The organism is Streptomyces dryopteridis (assembly GCF_049606955.1).
Lineage (GTDB): Bacteria > Actinomycetota > Actinomycetes > Streptomycetales > Streptomycetaceae > Streptomyces.
On record NZ_CP187113.1, the window covers coordinates 1,498,845 to 1,517,933 of the forward strand.

The window sequence follows — 19,089 nt, forward strand, 5'->3', positions numbered from 1 at the left end:
AAGATCCAAAAGAGACGACCTAGCGGAAGATGCCGGTGTGGCCGAGGCTGTAGCGGCCGGGCTGGGGGTAGACGGCCAGGCCGTGCGGGCCGCCGCCGACCGGGATGCGGGCGAGCTGCTCGCCGGTCTTCGTGTCGATGGCGTACACCTCGTCGTCGTAGCGGCCGGAGAGCCACAGCACCTTGCCGTCGGCCGAGACCCCGCCCATGTCGGGGCTGCCGCCGTCGGGCAGTTCCCACTTCTTGGTGAGCTTGTTCTGCTTGAAGTCGAAGACGGAGACGCTGCCCTCGCCCCGGTTGGGGATGTACATCTCGCGCGAGTCGCGGCTGATGTAGAGGCCGTGCGCGCCCTTGCCGGTGGGCAGCAGCTTCGGCACGTCGAACTTCTCGCCGCTGAGCACCCACATGCCGTGGGCCATCATGTCGGCCACGTAGAAGGTCTTGCCGTCGGGGGAGATCTTCACGTCCTGCGGCATGGCCCCGTCGAAGGGGAGCTTCTGCTGGCCGATGACCTCCATCTTCTCCGTGTCGACCTTCAGGAGTTCCCCGGAGAACTCGCAGCTGACGATGAAGTAGCGGCCGTCGGCGGAGAAGTCGGCGTGGTTGACCCCGAAGCAGTCCACGGGGACGGTCTTGACCCGGTCCATGGTGTGCGGGTCGCGGAAGACCAGCTCCTTGTCGAGGGAGGCCATCACGATCGCGTACTTGCCGTTGGGCGTGAAGTACAGGTTGTACGGGTCGTGGACCTCCACCTCCTCGCCGGCCTTGCCGTTGGCCGGGTTGATGGGGGTGAGCGTGTGCCCCCGGTTGTTGTTGACCCAGAGGGTCTTCATGTCCCAGGACGGGACCACGTGTTGGGGCTGGATCCCGACCGGGATGGTCTCGATCACCTTGTAGGTGGCGGGGTCGATGACCGTGACGGTGTTGGAGTTGGTGTTGGGGACGTAGACCCGGGAGGGGAAGTCCTTCACCACCGGGGAGAGCTTGTTGGGCCGGTCGGCGGCGTACACGTCGTTCGGGTCGAGCACCGGGGGCATGCCGGGCAGCCCGGGGGGCGCGACGGGCAGGGCCTTGGCGGGGCGGGCGGGGCCGGGCGAGCCCTGGGTCCGCGGCTGGTCGTCGGCTCCACCGCAGCCGGCGAGGGCGGCGAGCAGGGCGCCGGCGAGGAGGACGCGGGAGCCGGCGCGGGTGCGCAGGCGGGCGCGGGTGCGGGGACGGGTCATGAGGTCAGCAGCTCCGTGGTGGTGACGGCGCGCAGCCGGCGGCTCGCGAGGGCGTCGAGGAGGTCGGGGAGGGCGGCGACGGTGTCGGCGTATCCGAAGTGGAGGCTGACGACGGAGCCGGGACGGAGGGACTCGGTGACGTTGTGGACCACGACCTCGGGGCCGGGCGAGGTGAAGTCCAGGGAGTCCACGTCGTAGGAGAGGACGTGCGGGTAGCCGGCGGCGTGGGCGAGGCGGCGCACGAGGGGGGTGGCGTTCTTCGCGCGGGAGGGGCGGAACCAGGTGCCGACGGAGCCGGTGAGCCGGCGCAGCCGGTCGGCGCACCCGGTGATCTCGGCGCGGGCCTCGGCCTCGGACATCTCGTTGACGTCGAGGTGGCGCAGGGTGTGGTTGCCCAGCTCGTGGCCGCCGTCGAGGACCCGGCGGGCCATCTCGGGGTGTTCGTCGAGCCAGGTGCCGACGGCGAGGACGGTGGCGCGGGCGCCGGCGCGTTCGAGGACGGTCAGCGCGGCGCGGGCGGTGGCCGGGTCGCCGTTGCCGTGGAAGGTGAGGGCCACGGCGTCCCGGGTGCGGGGGCCGGCCTCGATCTCCTCGGGTTGGCCGGGCAGCCGGCGCGGCTGGGGGGCGGGCCGCGGGGCGCCGCCGCTCGGGCTCGGCGGGGACGAGGGGCCGGGTGCGGGGCCGACGGGGCGGCGGGCTGCGCATCCGGCTCCGAGCGCGGCGAGCGCCCCGAGGGTGCCCAACCGGAGGGCCGCACGACGGTCTGGGAAGACGATCACCGCACCATTTAACGATGAGATGACCGTTTTACCGAGTAATGACCCACTTCGGGACCTTGGCCATTCGAGGGTCCACCATGTGGACTGTTCGCTATTCGATCAACGAATCACGCAGAGCGGTCGATATTTATTCATTGATTACGAGGCGAGTGGCCCATCTCACCAACGATTTAACGCGAAACTCTTACGGTTTACACACTTATGCACCATTCGGGCCCTTTGGCGTTCCGGCGTGCGTCTGTCATAGTCGGAACCACGGCTTCCCATTGACCCGAGCGAAGTCGCCCGCCGAGGATCACACACCCCCCTTGATCCTCGGCGAACCATGAAGCCCCCGCAGCGCCACACCCCGGCGACAGGGGGCTTCGGTGCGTTCCGGGGCGGTTCAGCGATCGGCCACCCGCAGCTCGAACCACACCACCTTGCCGCGCGGCAACAGATCCGCCCCCCACCGGTCCGAGACCCGGTCCACCAGCGCCAGCCCCCGCCCCGTCACGTCCAGCTCCCCCACCGGCAGCAGACACGGCAGCCCGCGCGAGGGATCGCGCACCTCCACCCGCAACCGGCCCCGCCGACGCGTCAACCGCAGGCCGAAACTGCGCGCCCCGGTGTGCTTCACCGCGTTCGCCACCAGCTCCGACACCAGCAGCACCACGTGATCGGCCACCTGCGGGGAGAGCCCCCAGAACCGCAGCACCACCCACTGCGCCAACCGCCGCGCGTCCCGCGCCGCCCCCGGCACCGACTCCAGCTCCACCTCGTGATCACCCGGATTGCCGTGCCGCTCCAAGGCGCGCAGGGTGTACCGGTCCTCGAACGGCCCCCCGGACACCGAGGGCTGCACCGGCACCGACGACACCGTCGAGGACCACGCGGCGCCACCGGCGCCCCGCGTCCGCGACTGCTCCACACCCTCCAGACCCGGCATGGCCCCCATCATGGCCCCCCGCACCGGCGGCGGCAGGCGTTCCGCCGGAAATCCCCCGGCCCGCCGGGGTCCGCGCGCCCGCGCCCGCCCCTCCCCCGCCGATCCCCGCCCCGCGACCCCCCGCACCCGCCGCGACCTGCGCGGACATCGGGGGCGCACGAGAGTCGCGCGCCCCCGGCGCCCGCGAGCGGACGCGCCCCCTTCAGCCGGCCTTGAGCCCGCCTTCAGGTTCCCTTGAGGCAAGGCCGCGCGGAGGAAGCACCCCTCAGAGGAACTTCGCCTTGCCCGGCCCCTCCTCCACGAAGCTCCGCATCCCGATCTCCCGGTCCTCCGTGGCGAACAGCCCCGCGAACCAGGTCCGCTCGATCGTCAGCCCGGTGTCGATGTCCACCTCCAGGCCCGCGTCCACCGACTCCTTCGCGGCCCGCAGCGCGATCGCCGGACCCTGCGCCAGCTTCGCCGCCCACCCGAACGCAGCCTCGTACACCTCGGCCGCCGGCACCACCCGGTCCACCAGACCCAGCGTCAGGGCCTCGTCCGCGCGCACCATCCGCCCCGTGAAGATCAGGTCCTTGGCCTTCGAGGGCCCGATCAGCCGCGCCAGCCGCTGGGTGCCGCCCGCGCCCGGGATCAGACCGAGCTGGATCTCCGGCTGCCCCAACTTGGCGTTGTCCCCGGCGATCCGGAAGTCCGCGCACAGCGCCAACTCGCAGCCCCCGCCCAACGCGTACCCGGTCACGGCCGCCACCACCGGCTTGGGGATCCGCGCCACCGCCGTGAACGACTCCTGCAGGGCCCGGGAGCGCGAGACCATCGCCGCGTGGTCCATCCCGCGCATTTCCTTGATGTCCGCGCCGGCCGCGAACACCTTCTCCCCGCCGTACAGGACCACCGCGCGCACGTCCTCGCGCGCACCCGCCTCGGCCGCCAGCTCCCGCAGGCCGTCCTGGGTGGCGGTGTCGAGGGCGTTCATGGGCGGCCGGTCCCAACGGATGGTGCCGACGCCTTCGGAGACTTCGAGAGAGATGCTCATGACCCCAGAGGTTAGCGCCGGTTAACCGCCCCCGTCCCGGTGTCCCGCGTCACTGCCGAACACACGAACGGGCCGCGCGCCCCGGGCGGGGTCACGCGGCCCGTCGGCCGTGCGGGAGGAGCGGGACCTACTTGATCCACTCCGACCACGGCATGTTCCAGCCGTTCAGGCCGTTGTCCGGGGCGATGTTCTTGTCCTTGGAGTTCTTCACGATCACCACGTCGCCGATGAGCGAGTTGTCGTAGAACCACGCGGCCGGCGCCTGGTCGTCGTAGCCGCCGCGCACGTCGGCCAGGCCGACGCAGCCGTGGCTGACGTTCTCCGAGCCGAAGGTGGAGTCGGCGGCCCAGTAGTTGCCGTGCACGAAGGTGCCCGAGGTGGACAGGCGCATCGCGTGCGGCACGTCCTTGATGTCGTACTCGCCACCGAAGCCCACGGTGGCACCGTTCATCCGGGTCACCTCGTACTTCTCGGAGATGACCATCTGCCCGTTGTAGGTGGTGGTCGACGGGGCGCCCGCCGTGATCGGGATGGTCTTGAACGGCTTGTCGTCGCGGACCACCTGCATCGTGTGCGCCTCGGCGTCCACCGTGGAGACCTGGGCGCGGCCGACCGTGAAGGCGATGGTGCGGGTCTGCTTGCCGTACACGCCCTCGCGGCCCTCGACCCCGTCGAGGTTCATCGTGACGGTGACCTTGGTGCCGGCCGCCCAGTACTTCTCGGGGCGGAAGTCGAGGCGGTCGTTGCCGAACCAGTGGCCCTCGATCGGCACGGAGGGCTGGGAGGTAACGGTGATCGCCTTCTCCACCGCCTCCGGGTTCGTGATCCCCCGAGTGAAGTTGAGGGTGACCGGCATGCCGACGCCGACGGTCGCGCCGTCCTCGGGGGCGTAGGTGGCCACGAAGGTGTTCTTCGGGGTGAGGGTGGTGAAGGTGACGTCCTTGGCGGATTCGCGGCCGGCCTCGTCCTTGGCCACGGCGTGCACCTTGTACTCGGTGGCCGAGCCGAGGTGGCGGGCCGGTTCCCAGGTGGCGCCGTCGGCGGCGAGTTTGCCCTCGACCTTGTTGCCCTTGGTGTCGGCCACGGTGACGGTGGTCAGTTTGCCGCCCGTCGCGGTGATCTTCAGGACCCCGCTGGTGGCGACCTCCTTGGCACCGTTCTCCGGTGTGACGGCCACAACCGCCTTCGACGCCTCGTTGCCGGTCGTGCCGGATCCCTTCGTGGCACCGCCGGTCCCCCCGGCGCCGGCGGTGGAACCGCCGCTGCACGCCGAGGTGAACAGGAGGGCGGCGCCGAGCAGGAGGGCCGACAGACCGGTACGGGCGCGGCCCCGGCCGCGTATCGGCTGCACGTTCACGTTGATTCTCCCCATGTCCCCCGCGCGTTCGCATGGACGCGCAATGGCGACAGGTAATCACACAGGGGAATCACGAACGGATACGGTCATGTCACCGTTCCGTTCCAACGGGGCGGCGGGGGCCCGGAGGGGAACCGGAGGCATCGGCTCCAGGGCCGGGACCTCGGACGACGCCCGGGACGCGAGGGGGTCGGGGGGCCCGTGGGGGTGACGCGCGTCCACTGATCACCGCCCCCTCACCGCGAGTTCCGGCCGGCCCGACGCGCGGGTCCGAGGGGCTCAGTCCTCGGTGCCGGGCTTCGTGCCCCAGATGTGGACCACGTCCCCTTCGACGAGCAGGTCCCAGAGCCGGGCGGCGTCGGGGACGGTGAGGTTGACGCAGCCCGCCGAACCGCCGTGCCCGTACAGGTCCCCGTGGCGGCCGTGCAGGGCCTGGCCCCCGTCGAAGAACTGGGCGTAGGGCATGGGCGAGTCGTAGAGGGTGGAGTGGTGGTCCTTGTTGCGCCAGTAGATCTCGTGGGTCCCCGGTCGGGTCTCCTCGTCGTCGCGTCCGGTGCGGACGGGGACGGGGGCGTAGAGGATCTTCCGGCCCTTCTGCACCCACAGGAGTTGCCGGTCGAGGTCCACGCAGGTGACCCGGTGGGAGCGGACCGGGCAGCGGCCGGCGGCGTTCGGGTTCGCGGCGGCGCGCAGGGCGACGAGGGAACGGTAGGTGGCGACGCCCGCGTGGCCGTCCGCGGGGGTGAGGTGGCGTTCGCGTTGGAAGGCGCGGATGGCGACGCAGTCGGCCGGGGACTGGACTCCGTCGACGGGCCGGCGCAGGTGGGCCTCCAGCTCGCGCTGGTAGGGGCCGGTGCGCGCGGTGCAGGCGGGTTCGGGGGCCAGGGGTTCGCGCGGGCGGACGGCGGCGCCGGCGGTGGGCGTGAGCAGGGGGACGGCGGCCAGGGCGGTGACGGCGGCGAGCAGGGTCGCGCGTATCCGGGTGCGGGCCGGGGGGCGCGCGGCGGTGCGGGCCATGGGGCTCCTCGGGCGGGAGGGGGGCGGGAGGGTCCCGTCCCACCCTTCCCGAGCCCGGGGAGCACGGCATCCCGGGGGCGTCGGCGGGGTGAGGGGCTCACCCCGCCGGCCCAGCGGGCGCGCGGGCCCGCCGGGGGTCACCGTCGGGGGCGGGTCAGCCCTTGCCGTCCTTGCCGTGGTCGTCGCGCTCGTTGGCGAGGGTGACGACCACCTGCTTGCCGGGGGTGGTGCGGGTCAGTTCCAGCGGGCCGGTGACCCGGTTGGCGGGCAGTTTGTAGCCCTCGGGGACGTCGGTCTCCAGCAGGTAGTACCAGCCCTCGGCGAGACCGGGGTAGACGCACACGCCCTGGCGGTCGGTGGCGCAACCGTCGCCGAGGCGGGTGTCGGGCCGGGCCCCGGTGGTCTGGAGGCCCTTGGTGCCGTTGCTCTCCCGCCACAGTTCGAAGACGGCCCCGGCCAGCGGCCGGCCGGTCTTGGCGTCCTTCTTGAGCACCTTGAGGGAGCCGGTGAAGGGGGTCTTGTGGTTGGCGGCGGTGACGGTGACCCCGGCGTCGGGGGCGTCGGCGGCCACGGTCACGGGGAACACGGCGGGCCGGGGCAGGTCGTAGCCGCCGGGGGCCGCGGTCTCGCGCCAGTAGTAGGTGTGGCCGGTCTCGACGGTGGCGGAGCAGCCGCCCTTGGCGTCGGTGACGCAGGTGACGGGCAGCTTGGTGTCGGGCGTGGCGCCGCCGGTCTGGAGGCCCTCGGTGTCGTTGGACTCGCGCCACAGCTCGAACCTGGCGCCGGGCAGGGCCTTGCCGGTGTCGGCGTCGGTCTTGAGGACCTTCAGCGGCACCTCGCGCGCGGGTTCGCGCTTCTTCTTGTTCATCGCGACCGTGGTGACGGTCTCGTCCTCGTCCCCCGGGGTCAGCACCACGGGGATGACGTCGGGGTCGGAGAGCTCGTAGCCGGGCGGGGCGGCCGTCTCCCGCCAGTAGAAGCTGGTGCCGTCACCGCGCCTGATCGAGCAGGTGCCGGTGTCGTCGGTGGTGCATTCCTGTCCGACCTTGGTGTCGGGCGTCGCCCCGTCGGTCTGGAGCCCGGGGGTTCCGTTGGTCTCCCGCCACAGTTCGAACTTCGCCCCGGCCAGGGGGGCGCCGGTGTCCGCGTCCTCCTTGCGGATGACGAGCGGGGGCTTGATGGTCACGACGCACCTCGGCAGGTCCCCGGTGAAGGGGTACGCGTGGAACTCGGCGCCGAAGCCGGTGTTGTCGGTGGGGCTGGTGTGGATCAGGTTGCCGGCGGTGAAGAAGCGGCCGTTCATGCCGATCATGCTGACGGTGGCGGTGGAGTTCTGCTTGCCGATCAGCGTGGAGCCGACGAACTGGGCCCCGCCCTTGAGCGCCACGGCGTCGGCGTAGGGGAAGTTCCAGAGCAGCTTCTCGCGCAGCCCCTTGGGGAAGTCGCCGTTGTTGACGTTGAGCGTCGGGAAGGTCCCGGTCACGTTGACGAGCACGGTGGCGCCGGCGGGGATGTCGGTGAAGCTGAGGTAGGAGCCGCCCGCGTTGGGTCCGACGAGGTCGAAGTCGACCGTGAAGACCTGGAGGGCGGACTTGGCGTCGCCCTTGAAGGTGATGAGGTCGCCGTTCTTGGTGACCGTGCCGGTCGCGGGGCGGGGTTTGCCCTGGTCCTCGGCGTAGCAGTTGCTGGACCGGGTGAGGTTGGCCCGGATGCCCCGGTAGGGGTCGGCGGCGGCCGGGTCCTTGGTCTTGGTGCCGGTGACGTTGCCGGTGAGGGCGCCGACGTACCGGATCACGCCGCCCTCGCCGACCAGGGTCTGGCCGGTGGCGACGGTGACGTCCCCGCCGGTGGTGAGGAAGTCGGCGCCGACCGGCGGCGGGACGCGGGAGCCGACGCCGGCGATGCCGACGAAGTAGGAGGCGGTGGCGGTGCGGGCCTTGTTCTGGTCGAAGTCGCCGAGCACCACCACCCGCCCTTCGGCCTCGACGGCCCCGCGCCGGACCTGGAAGTCGCCGCCCACGTACACGTTGATGCCGTTGTCGCGGCCGGCGATGGCCCCGTTGCCGATCTCGGGGTACGGGTCGGGGCAGTCGCCGGGCACGCAGGGGCCGAGGCCGTCGGGGAGCGGGGCGCGCAGGGCCCGGTCCGGGGTGCCGGGTGGTCCGCCGGCGGTGGCGGCGGCGGGGACGGCGGAGGCCACCATCGCCGCCGTCACCACCGCCGTGGCCAGGCCCAGGGCCCGCTTGCCGACCGTGCTCACTGTCATGACACTCCGTCCGTCGACTCACCCGGGGACGGCGAGGAACCGTCCCTCGCGGCAGGGTGCGCGGAGCGGGGGGCCGAATGGCCGGGCGACACCGGGCGCTACGGCAAAACGATCACACTATTCACTCGTCAGTGGGATGACGGGCCGCTCAGCTCAGGGCCGAGCCGGCCACCCAGTCCGGCCAGGGCATGTTCCAGCCGCCCAGTCCGTTGTCGGCGGCCACGATCTTGTCCTGGGAGTTCACCACCTCGACCACGTCCCCGATGAGGGTGCGGTCGAAGAACCAGCCGGCCGGGGTGTCGGAGCCGCCGCCCTTGTCGTCGCGCAGGCCCACGCAGCCGTGGCTGGTGTTGGTGGTGCCGAAGGTGTCCGGCGGGGCCCAGTAGTTGCCGTGCAGGAAGGTGCCGGAGGTGGTGAGGCGGATGGCGTGGGGCACGTCGGGGATGTCGTACTCGCCGCCGAAGCCGACGGTCTGGCCGTTCATGCGGGTCACGTCGAACATCTCGGTGACCACCATCTTGCCGTTGTAGGTGGTGTTCTTGGGGGCGCCGGCGCTGATCGGGACGGTGGCGAGCACCTCGCCCTCGCGGCGCACGACCATGGTGTGGGCCTCGGCGTCGACCAGGGAGACCTGGTGTCGGCCGATGGTGAAGGAGACGGACTTGTCCTGCACCCCGTAGGAGCCGTCGGCGCCCTCCACGTCCCGCAGCCGCAGGGTGACGGTGACCTTGGTGCCCGGCTTCCAGTACTCCTTGGGCCGGAAGTCGAGGCGTTCCTTGCCGAACCAGTGGGCGGCGACCTCCACGGCGGGCTCGGCGGTGACGGTGATGGCCTTCTCCACCTCCGCGCGCCGTTCGATGGGGCGGTTGAAGTTGAAGGAGACGATCATGCCGGTGCCGACGGTGGAGCGGTTCTCGGGCTTGAAGTAGCCGATGAAGCGTTCCTCGGGCACGAAGGTGGTGAACGTGGTGTGCCGGGCCTGTCGGCGGTCGTGCCCGTCGACGGCGACGGCGTCCACGGTGTACTTCGCGGCCAGCGCGAGTTTCCCGGCCTCCGGGTCGGGGCTCCAGCTCAGCCCGTCCTCGGCGATCCGGCCGGGGACCTCGACGCTCTGCGCGTCCTCGACCCGGGTGACCCGCACCCGTTCCAGTCGGCCCTCGGGCACGCTGACCACGAGCGGCCCCTCGGCGGGCACCCCGGTGGCCTTGTCCTCGGGGCTCACCCGGATCGCCTCGTCCGGGGAGCGCGGTTTGCCCGGCATGCCCAGTTCCACCGGCGAACCGCCGCCCGGGGTGCAGCCGGACAGTCCGCCCAGCAGTCCCGCCCACGCCGCCGCCGCGGCCATCCCGATCACGGCGCGCCGCGTCGCGTGCCTCGTCTCGTGTGTCACGCCCGTCCAACGACCGCCCCCCGGCGCGGGAAACGTGAGTTGTGGCCCCGTTGCGGGCAGAACAGGGGGAAGGACCCGACGCGGGCGGTCCCCGGCCGGGACGCCGGGGACCCCGTAGTCCCTCGCGGGTACCGCGGAGCCGTGGAGGCGGGCAGGTGTCGAGCGCAGCCGAGCAAGAGGCGGTGACGGAGGTCGGGTCCGAACCGGACGGTGGTCCGGGCGGGTCGGGCGCGCCGTTGGGTACGGGTCGGGCCGGTGGCCTGGTCGGGGGCCGGGCCGGTGGACGGGGCGGGACCCCGGCCGCGGCCCGGGCCCCGGTGTCGGTGTCGGCGCCGGGAGCGGCGCCGGCGGTGTGGCCGGGCTCCGAGCATCCCCTGGGGGCCCGGTACCGGTCCGGGCCGGACGGGGTGGCGGGGACGAACTTCGCGGTCTGGGCCCAGGGCGCGGAACTGGTGGAGGTGTGCCTGTTCGACGAGCTCGGGGCGGAGACCCGGCGGCCGTTGGCGGAGTTCACGCACGGGATCTGGCACGGGTTCCTGCCCGGGGTGCGACCGGGGCAGCGGTACGGGTTCCGGGCGCACGGGCGCTGGGATCCGTGGACGGGGCAGCGGCACAACGCGGCCAAGCTGCTGCTGGACCCGTACGCGCGGGCGGTGGACGGGGAGTTCTCGCTGCCGCCGGAGGTGTACGGGCACGTGCGGGACTGGCCGCAGCAGTACATCGCGGACACGGTGCGCGACGACCGGGACTCGGCGCCGTTCGTGCCCAAGGGGGTGGTGGTGCACGATGACGACGACTGGTCGGACGACGTGCGGCCGAAGACCCCGTGGGCGGACTCGGTGATCTACGAGCTGCACGTGCGCGGGTTCACGATGCGGCACCCGGAGGTGCCGCCGGAGCTGCGGGGCACGTACGCGGGGCTGGCGCACCCGGCGGCGATCGAGCACCTGACGCGGCTGGGGGTGACGGCGGTGGAGCTGCTGCCGGTGCACCAGTTCGCGCACGAGGACCATCTGGCGCGGCGGGGCTTGCGCAACCACTGGGGCTACAACTCGATCGGCTACTTCGCGCCGCACGCCGCGTACTCGGCGTCGGGGACGGCGGGGCAGCAGGTCGGCGAGTTCAAGCGGATGGTGCGGGCGCTGCACGCGGCGGGCATCGAGGTGATCCTCGACGTGGTCTACAACCACACGGCCGAGTCGGGCGAGTTGGGGCCGACGCTGTCGCTGCGCGGGTTGGACAACCGGGGCTACTACCGGCTCACCCAGCACGACCAGCGGCGCTACACGGACTACACGGGCTGCGGGAACACCCTGCACCCGGGGCGTCCGCACGTGCTGCGGCTGATCACGGACTCGCTGCGGTACTGGGTGACGGAGATGGGGGTGGACGGGTTCCGTTTCGACCTGGCGGCGGCGCTGGCGCGGTCGATGCACGACGTGGACATGCTCTCGCCGTTCCTGGCGGTGATCGCGCAGGACCCGGTGCTGCGGCGGGTGAAGCTGATCGCGGAGCCGTGGGACGTGGGCTCGGGCGGGTACCAGGTGGGGTCGTTCCCGCCGCAGTGGACGGAGTGGAACGACCGGTACCGGGACGCGGTGCGGGACTTCTGGCGCGGGGCCCTGCCGGACGTGCGGGACCTGGGGTACCGGCTGTCGGGCTCCAGCGACCTGTACGCGTGGGGCGGGCGCCGGCCGTACGCCTCGGTCAACTTCGTCACGGCGCACGACGGGTTCACCCTGCGGGACCTGGTGAGCTACGAGCGCAAGCACAACGAGGCCAACGGGGAGGGCAACCGGGACGGCACGAACGACAACCGGGCGTGGAACTGCGGGGTGGAGGGGGAGACCGAGGACGCGCGGGTCAACGCGCTGCGGCGGCGGCAGTTGCGCAATCTGCTGACCACGCTGTTGTTGTCCACGGGCGTGCCGATGCTGGTGGCGGGGGACGAGTTCGGGCGCACCCAGGGCGGCAACAACAACGCGTACTGCCAGGACAACGAGATCGGGTGGGTGGACTGGTCGCTGCGGGACGCGCCGGGGTGGCGGGAGCTGTTCGCGTTGACCTCGCGGTTGATCGGGTTGCGGCAGGCGCACCCCGTGTTGCGGCGGCGGGCGTTCTTCTCGGGTCGGCCGCAGGCGGTGGACGGGCTGCGGGACCTGGCCTGGTTCACGCCGGCGGGCACGGAGATGACCGATCGGGACTGGTGGGAACCGGCCCGGGGCCTGGGCATGTACCTGTCCGGGCGGGACATCCCGGGGCGGGACGAGCGGGGCGAGACGGTCACGGACGAGAGCTTCCTGGCCCTCGTGCACGGCGGGGAGCGGCCGGTGGCGTGGGTGTTGCCGGACGCGCCGTGGGCGGCGGAGTACGAGGTGGTCGTGGACACCTCGCGGGAGGAGCAGGAGGCGGAGCCAGGCGAGCGGCACCGGGCGGGGGCGACGGTGACGGTGCCGGCGCGGGCGGTGCTGTTGTTGCGGGTGGTGCACTGAGGGAGGGCGGCCCGGGGCCCTGGTCCGGGCCTGGTCCGGGCCCGATCCGGGCCTGGTCCGAGGTGGCCGCCCCGGGATTTCTGTAGCGGTCCTTAGGGGTCTCGTTAGGATGGGCCCATGACCGCCTCCGCTCCCCCGCCCCCACCGGCCGCCCGGCGCGGCCGGCCGCGTTCCTTCGACCGGGCGGCGGCCCTGCGCGCCGCCACCCTGCTGTTCTGGCGGCACGGCTACGAGGGCACCTCGATCGCCGATCTGACCCGGGCCATGGGCATCTCCCCGCCGAGTCTGTACGCGGCCTTCGGGGACAAGCGGTCCCTGTTCTCCGAGATCGTCGCCGACTACGGGCGGGAGTGGGGGGCCGAGCTGTGGGCCGCGTGGAGCGGCCCGGTCGACGCGCGGAGCGCCTTCGCGGGGATCCTGCGGGCCGCGGCCCGTTCGTACACCGACCCCGCGCACCCGGGCGGCTGCCTGGTGATCTCGGCCGCGGTGAGCTGCGGACCGGGCGCGACGGCGGTGGAGGAGGAGCTGCGGGCGGTGCGGGTCGGGAACCGGGAGGTCCTGGAGGAGCGGCTGCGGGCGGCCGAGGCGGCGGGCGAGCTGCCGGCCGGCGCCGATCCGCGCACCCTGGCGGTGTACTTCGCGGGGGTGGTCCAGGGCATGTCCCAGCAGGCGCGGGACGGGGCCGGCCGGGCCGAGCTGGAGCGGATGGCGGAGCTGGCCATGGCCGTCTGGCCCACCGGGGCGACCGAGGACTGAGACGTTCGGGCCCGCCGGCCGGGATCGATCCCTCGGAGCGCCCGATTCCGGACACCGGACCCCGAAGCGGAACGGATCGGCCTCGGCGCCCTGCGATGATGTGGCCGCCACGCGAACACCTGCCCGCGTGAACATCAGGTCGAGTGCGCCGGGGGCGGCGCGCCGTACATCCAGGGGGTTGGGGCGCATGTCCCGTTTCACCGCCGCGCTGAGCGAACTGCGCGGGGCGCAGAAGTCGTCGAAGGGGGTCTCGCTCTACTCGCGGTTCGCGAACCGGCCGGCCGGCCGGTTGCTGGCCGCCGGCTCGCACGTGCTGGGGCTGACGCCGAACGGGGTGACGCTGATCAGCGCCGCGTTCAGCTTCGCGGCGGTGGCCGCCGTGGCCCTGTGCCCGCCCTCCTGGGGTCTGGGGGTCGCGGTGTGGGCGGCGCTCGCGGTGGGCTTCGCCTTCGACTCGGCCGACGGTCAGCTGGCGCGTCTGCGCGGCGGCGGCAGCGCGGCCGGCGAGTGGCTGGACCACGTGGTGGACTGCGCCAAGCTCACGGCCCTGCACTCCTGCGTGCTGATCGCCTTCTTCCGCTTCCCGGCGCAGTACGGTCTCGACGGGGACGGGGGTCGGGCCTGGCTGCTGCTGCCGCTCGGTTTCCAGTTCGCCGCGATCGTCACCTTCTTCGGCGGCCTGCTGACCGAGAAGCTGAAGCCCCGGCCGGCTCCCGGCACTCCGGCGGCCGCGCCCTCGACCGTGCGCGCCCTGGCCCTGCTGCCGGTGGACTACGGGGTCTTCTGCCTGGTCTTCCTCACCCTGGGCGGCGGGGTCCTGTTCCGCTGGACCTATCTGGCCTTCGCGGTGGCGGCGGGGCTGTTCCTGCTCGCCTTCCTCGCCAAGTGGTTCCGGGAGCTCAGCGCCGTTCGGCGGTGAGGCCGGCGGCGGGCTGGTCCAGGACGTCGAGCGCGTGGCGGAGCTGGGTGCTGGAGGTGTGGACGGTGTACGGGAAGTACACGACGTCCACGCCCACGGCCGCGAAATCGGCCTCCAACTTCGCGCCCTTGGGGGTGCCCCGCCAGTCGTCGCCCTTGAAGAGCACGTCGAAGCGGACCTGCTTCCAGGTCTCCACCTTGTCGGGCACCGTCTCGACGAACGCGGCGTCGACGTACTTCACGCTGCGGACGATCTCCAGCCGCTCCACCAGGGGGATCATCGGGCGGCGTCCCTTGGCCAGTTCGACCATCTCGTCGGCGACCACGCCGGCCACCAGGTAGTCGCACCGGCTGCGGGCGTGGCGCAGGATGTTGAGGTGGCCGATGTGGAAGAGATCGTAGGCCCCGGGTGCGTAGCCGACGCGGTAGGGCCTGCGCGCGGGCGCGGCGAACTCGGGCATTTCCTGCTCCGTCATCTGTAACCCCCCAGAGGCCACACCCCCCGGTGTGGCGGATTAGCAGACAATAGCGTGCACGTTCCGCGCCGTACTGGTGAACGACTAGGGTGACGTGCGCATCGATCAGGGGGGAAGGGGACGTTCAGTGTCCACATCCGGCCACCGGCGCCTGCTGCTGGTTTCCACCAATTACGCTCCCGAGCACGCGGGCATAGGTCCGTACGCCACACAGATCGCCGAACACTGGGCGAAATCCGGCCACGAAACACACGTCCTGGCGGGCATGCCGCACTACCCGTCCTGGTCCCTGGAGCCGGAGTACAAGGGGGCGCTCAGGCGCACGGAACGGCGCGCGGGGGTGCTCGTGCACCGGCGTGCGCACACCGTCCCGGACCGGCAGACCGCCGTGAAGCGGGCCCTGTTCGAAGGATCGATCCTGCTGCACGGCGCGGTGGCCCCGCCCCGCATGAACCGCCCGGACGCGATCCTCGCCCAGATGCCCAGCCTGGCCGGCGGCATCACGGCGGCCCGGCTCGCGGCCCGCTGGAAGGTCCCCTTCGTGCCAGTGGTCCAGGACCTCATGGGCGCCGCCGCCGAACAGAGCGGCATCGCCGGCGGGGACAAGGCGGCCGTCCTGGCCGGCAAGGCCGAGGCGTACGCCCTGACCCGGGCCACCCTGGTCGGCGTGATCCACGAGACCTTCGTGGACCGGGTGGTGCGCATGGGCGTCGACGAGAAGCGGATCCGGCTCGTGCCCAACTGGTCGCACGTACCGGCGCCCACGCAGCCGCGCGGCGAGACCCGGCACCACCTGGGCTGGGCCCCGGACCAGACCGTGGTCCTGCACTCGGGGAACATGGGCCTCAAGCAGGGCCTGGACGTGCTCGTGCACGCCGCCCGGCTCGACCCGAAGGTCCGCTTCGTCCTGATGGGCGACGGCAGCCAACGCGCCGCGCTCGCGAGCCTGTCCGCCGACGTGCCGAACCTGGAGATCATCCCCCCGGTCGCCGACGGGGACTTCCCGAACGTGCTGGCCGCGGCCGATGTGCTCGCCGTCACGCAGCACGCCGCTGTCCTCGACATGAGTGTGCCCTCCAAACTGACCTCGTACTTCGCGGCCGGCCGGCCGGTCGTGGCCTCCGTCGCCGCCGAGGGCGGCACCGCGCAGGAGGTGACCCGCTCGGGAGCCGGCGTGCTGGTCGCTCCGGAGGACCCGGGCGCCCTGCTCGACGCGGTCCGCGAACTCGCCGAGGACCCGGCGGGCGCCGACGCGCTTGGCGCGGCCGGACCCCGGCACGTGGCCGCGCACCTGGGCCGCGAGGCCGGCCTCGCCCGCATCGACGCCCTGATCGACGAAGCCCTGGGGGGATCCCGCCCGTGATCGAGACCCACCGCCCGGCGGCCGCCCCGCCCGCCGAGGACGAACCCGACCTGCTGCGGGACCAGTTCCGGCAGCTCACCCGCTACCGGCGGCTGATCGCCGCGGGCGTCGGCGTCGGCCTCCTCGGCGGTGCCTGGCTCGGCATCTCCACCGCGGACACCTATGTCGCCACCGCCGACGTCGTGCTGCGGACCCCCACCGACGACCCGTTCAACCCGAGCATCGCCCCCGAGAAGGCCATCAACATCGGCTCCGAGCGCCAGACCGCGCTCTCCAGCTCGATCGCGAAGGAGGCCGCCAAACAACTCGGCCTCGACGCCTCCAAGCTGGCCGCGCTGCGCTCCGGGCTCCAGGTCACCAACCCGCCGCAGTCGATGGTGCTGCGCTTCACCTACACCGCGGGCTCCCCCGCCGAGGCCGCCAAGCGCGCCAACGCGATGACCGACGCCTACCTCGTCAAGCGGGAACAGTCGCTGACCGACACCCGCGACCAGATGGTGAAGTCCTACAAGGACCAGCGCGACCCGCTCCAGAAGCAGATCGACGAACTGGACCGCGAGATCCTGCGGATGCCCGCCGGCACCGCCCGCGACACCGCATACGCCTCCAAGACCGACCTCCAGAGCCGGGTCGGCAGCCTGAACGCGAACATCACCAAGCAGACCGCCCTGGACATGACCCCGGGCCGCGTCACCACCGTCGCCACCCCGCCCACCGGCTCCGACGGCCCCGGGCTGCCGCTGTCGCTGGCCCTGGGCGCGGCCGTGGGCCTGGCCCTGGGCCTGCTGGCGGCCTGGGTGCGGCTGGTCTTCGACCCGGCGGCGCGCTCCGACAGCGACGTGGCCCGCGCCCTGCGCGCCCCGGTGCTGGGCACCCTGCCCCGGGACCGCTCGGGCGGCGGACCGCTGCTGGCGGCCGGCGAGGCCGATCCGCGGCTGGCCGAGGAGTACCGCTCGGTGGCCTTCCGGCTCGCCTACGACGCCCGGTTCGCCGACCGGCGGCGGCTGCTGGTGGTCGCGCCGCGCGGGGCCGGCGAGGTGGCCGCGGCCGTCTCGGTGAACCTGGCGGCCTCCTTCGCCGAGACCGGCAAGGACGTGCTGCTGATCGAGGCCGACCTGCGCACCCCCGTGCTCTCGGGGCAGCTGCCGGTGGACGCGCAGGAACGCTCGCGCTGGAGCCGGCTGCCGGCCGTGGACCACGGGGCCTCCGGACTGTCCGGATCGGCGGCCGGCGAGGCCGACTGGCCCGGCGGCCGACAGCTCGCGGTGGACGCCGGCGAGTCCGGCAGTTTCGACCTGATCCCGGGCGAACGGGTCCGCAACGTGGCCCGCGCCCTGACCTCCCAGCGCACCAGCCGGCTGATCTCCGAGGCCGACTCCCCCAACTCCACCGTGGTGGTGCTGGCCCCGCCGGTGCTCAGCTACGCCGACGCGCTGGCGCTGGTGGACCGGGTGGACGGCGTGCTGGTGGTCTGCGACCCGCGGGCCGTGCACCGCGCCGACCTGTCCCGGATCCGCGAGCTGATCAGCGGCGCCGGCGGCACCGTGCTGGGCGCCGTGCTGCACGGGCCGCTCGCCGGCGAGGGCAAGTCCGAGAAGAAGGCCAAGGGCCGGGGCGGCAAGTCCAAGGGCGCCCGGGGCGCCGGGCGGGGCCAGAACCCGCCCGCGCCCGCCCCGCAGGCCCCGCCGGCCGCCGAGCGGGTCCCGTTCCGGGCCGGGGAGTCCGGCGGGAGCGCCGCCGACAAGCCGGCCGGCGCGGGCCTGGGCGACGGCACGGACACGGTGGCGCTGCGGACCGTCCGCTCGGGCGAGCGGTGAGCCGGCGCGGACTCGCCGCGCTCGCCTCCGTCCTGGACCAGGCCGCCTCCAGCGCCACCAACATCCTGGTGCTGGTGCTTGCGGCCCGGCTCTCCAGCGCGGCCGGGTTCGCGTCCTTCTCCATGGTCTACGTGACCTTCGGGGTGCTGCTGGGCCTGAACATGGCCTACGTCGGACAGACGGTGGTGCTGGTCAAGGAGGGCGGGCGGCTGGCCGGGGTGTGCCGGTCGGCGTGCGCGTTCACCGCGGTCGCGGCCGGTGTGGCCGGGCTGCTGCTCGTGGGCTTCGGCCTCACGACCCGGGCGGCCGGCGGCCCGGGGACCGGGGATGCCTTCGCGGCCCTGGGCCTGGTGCTGCCGCTCGTGCTGCTCCAGGACGGACTGCGCTACTGCTTCTCCGCGTTGCGCCGGCCCGAGCGGGCGCTGGCCGCCGACGCCCTGCGGCTGGTGTGCGTGGTGCCGGCGCTGCTGCTGCAACCGGCCGGGGCCTCCCCGGCCCGGCTGATCCTCGTGTGGGGCCTGTCGGCGCTGCCCGCGCTGCTCTTGGGCCTGGCGCTGCTGTGGCCCTCGGTGCGCGGGGCCCGCGCGGAGCTGCGCCCGTACCTGCGGCGCGGGCACCTCGGGCAGCGGTTCGTGGTGGAGTTCGCCGTCGGCAACGGGTCGAGCCAGCTGGCCGTGCTCGGCCTCGGCGTGTTCGCGACCCCGCTGGCGGTGGGCGCGCTGCGCGGCGCGAGCACCCTGTTCGGGCCGTTGAACGTGCTGTTCACCTCCGCCAACGCCTTCGGCCCGCCGATCCTGGGGCGGGTCGGCGGCAAGCGGGCCACCGTGCGGGCCGCGCTCGGCCTCGGCGGGGGGCTCGCGCTCCTCGCGGCGGCGTGGGCGGTGCTGCTGTACGCGCTCCCCGAGCGGTGGGGGCGCGAACTGCTGGGCGACACCTGGACGGCGACGGCGGCGCTGCTGCCGGCCACGGGCACCCAGTACGCCGTGATGGCCCTGGGCACGTGCGCGCTGCTGACCCTGCGGGTGCTGGAGCCGCGGGCCACGCTGTCGGTGCAGGTGGTGTTCTCCGTGCTGTCGGTGCTGTTCCTGATCGCCGGCTACGCCCTCGGCGGCGCGGCGGGCGCGGCCTGGGGCCTGGCCCTGGGGTCGGCGGCCAAGGCGGCGGCGGCCTGGTGGCGGGTGCGCGGCGTGCGCCCGGCCCCGCCGGCGGCGGCGGGCGACGCCACTGGGCCGGCGCAGGCGGGCGCGACGGCGACCGGGGCCGGCCCGGTCTGAG

15 protein-coding genes are annotated in these 19,089 nt (G+C 73.2%); 6 read left to right on the plus strand and 9 right to left on the minus strand.

Features of this window, described 5'->3' with window-relative positions:
• Positions 1 to 19: 19 nt before the first annotated feature.
• The 8 genes from ACN20G_RS06015 to ACN20G_RS06050 form a co-directional block, all read right to left on the minus strand.
• A complete protein-coding gene (locus ACN20G_RS06015) occupies positions 20 to 1,222 on the minus strand; it encodes a hypothetical protein (RefSeq protein ID WP_424211680.1) in 1,203 nt (400 codons plus the stop codon).
• Positions 1,219 to 1,998 (minus strand): polysaccharide deacetylase family protein, encoded by a 780-nt coding sequence (locus tag ACN20G_RS06020; protein WP_424215387.1) that lies wholly within the window; start codon positions 1,996 to 1,998, stop codon positions 1,219 to 1,221. The genes ACN20G_RS06015 and ACN20G_RS06020 overlap by 4 nt, the downstream gene beginning before the upstream one ends.
• Positions 1,999 to 2,386: 388 nt before the next feature.
• A complete protein-coding gene (locus tag ACN20G_RS06025; protein ID WP_424211681.1) occupies positions 2,387 to 2,941 on the minus strand; it encodes an ATP-binding protein in 555 nt (184 codons plus the stop codon).
• Positions 2,942 to 3,194: 253 nt separating this feature from the next.
• Positions 3,195 to 3,962 (minus strand): enoyl-CoA hydratase/isomerase family protein, encoded by a 768-nt coding sequence (locus ACN20G_RS06030; RefSeq protein WP_424211682.1) that lies wholly within the window; start codon positions 3,960 to 3,962, stop codon positions 3,195 to 3,197.
• A gap of 127 nt (positions 3,963 to 4,089) precedes the next feature.
• Positions 4,090 to 5,319 carry a L,D-transpeptidase gene (locus ACN20G_RS06035; protein ID WP_424211683.1) on the minus strand — a complete coding sequence of 410 codons (1,230 nt, stop codon included), beginning with the start codon at positions 5,317 to 5,319 and terminating at the stop codon, positions 4,090 to 4,092.
• Positions 5,320 to 5,598: 279 nt separating this feature from the next.
• Positions 5,599 to 6,336 (minus strand): L,D-transpeptidase family protein, encoded by a 738-nt coding sequence (locus tag ACN20G_RS06040; RefSeq protein WP_424211684.1) that lies wholly within the window; start codon positions 6,334 to 6,336, stop codon positions 5,599 to 5,601.
• A 154-nt stretch (positions 6,337 to 6,490) separates the two neighbouring features.
• Complete coding sequence (locus ACN20G_RS06045; protein ID WP_424211686.1) at positions 6,491 to 8,602, minus strand: choice-of-anchor A family protein; 2,112 nt, start codon at positions 8,600 to 8,602, stop codon at positions 6,491 to 6,493.
• Positions 8,603 to 8,750: 148 nt separating this feature from the next.
• The gene (locus ACN20G_RS06050) at positions 8,751 to 9,947 is read right to left on the minus strand and encodes a L,D-transpeptidase (protein ID WP_424215388.1); all 1,197 of its coding nucleotides are present in this window, start codon (positions 9,945 to 9,947) and stop codon (positions 8,751 to 8,753) included.
• 200 nt (positions 9,948 to 10,147) lie between these two features.
• On the opposite strand from ACN20G_RS06050, the gene glgX reads away from it, so the two are divergent.
• From glgX to ACN20G_RS06065, 3 genes are all read left to right on the plus strand, one after another.
• Positions 10,148 to 12,484 (plus strand): glycogen debranching protein GlgX, encoded by a 2,337-nt coding sequence (gene glgX / locus ACN20G_RS06055; protein ID WP_424211687.1) that lies wholly within the window; start codon positions 10,148 to 10,150, stop codon positions 12,482 to 12,484.
• A gap of 117 nt (positions 12,485 to 12,601) precedes the next feature.
• Positions 12,602 to 13,240: a TetR/AcrR family transcriptional regulator gene (locus ACN20G_RS06060; protein ID WP_424211688.1), complete on the plus strand. Its 639-nt coding sequence runs from the start codon at positions 12,602 to 12,604 to the stop codon at positions 13,238 to 13,240.
• Positions 13,241 to 13,427: 187 nt separating this feature from the next.
• Positions 13,428 to 14,159 (plus strand): CDP-alcohol phosphatidyltransferase family protein, encoded by a 732-nt coding sequence (locus ACN20G_RS06065; RefSeq protein ID WP_424211689.1) that lies wholly within the window; start codon positions 13,428 to 13,430, stop codon positions 14,157 to 14,159.
• Here ACN20G_RS06065 and ACN20G_RS06070 read toward each other — a convergent pair.
• Positions 14,140 to 14,634, minus strand: coding sequence for an adenylyltransferase/cytidyltransferase family protein (locus tag ACN20G_RS06070; protein WP_424211690.1), 495 nt, complete (start codon positions 14,632 to 14,634; stop codon positions 14,140 to 14,142). The two genes, ACN20G_RS06065 and ACN20G_RS06070, sit on opposite strands and share 20 nt — an antisense overlap.
• Before the next feature lie 157 nt (positions 14,635 to 14,791).
• On the opposite strand from ACN20G_RS06070, the gene ACN20G_RS06075 reads away from it, so the two are divergent.
• From ACN20G_RS06075 to ACN20G_RS06085, 3 genes are read left to right on the plus strand one after another with little or no spacing between them, the layout of a single operon-like run.
• Complete coding sequence (locus tag ACN20G_RS06075; RefSeq protein ID WP_424215389.1) at positions 14,792 to 15,997, plus strand: glycosyltransferase family 4 protein; 1,206 nt, start codon at positions 14,792 to 14,794, stop codon at positions 15,995 to 15,997.
• Positions 15,994 to 17,814: a lipopolysaccharide biosynthesis protein gene (locus tag ACN20G_RS06080; RefSeq protein WP_424211691.1), complete on the plus strand. Its 1,821-nt coding sequence runs from the start codon at positions 15,994 to 15,996 to the stop codon at positions 17,812 to 17,814. Before ACN20G_RS06075 ends, ACN20G_RS06080 begins: the two co-directional genes overlap by 4 nt.
• Positions 17,811 to 19,088 (plus strand): hypothetical protein, encoded by a 1,278-nt coding sequence (locus tag ACN20G_RS06085; RefSeq protein ID WP_424211692.1) that lies wholly within the window; start codon positions 17,811 to 17,813, stop codon positions 19,086 to 19,088. Before ACN20G_RS06080 ends, ACN20G_RS06085 begins: the two co-directional genes overlap by 4 nt.
• Position 19,089 lies beyond the last annotated feature (1 nt).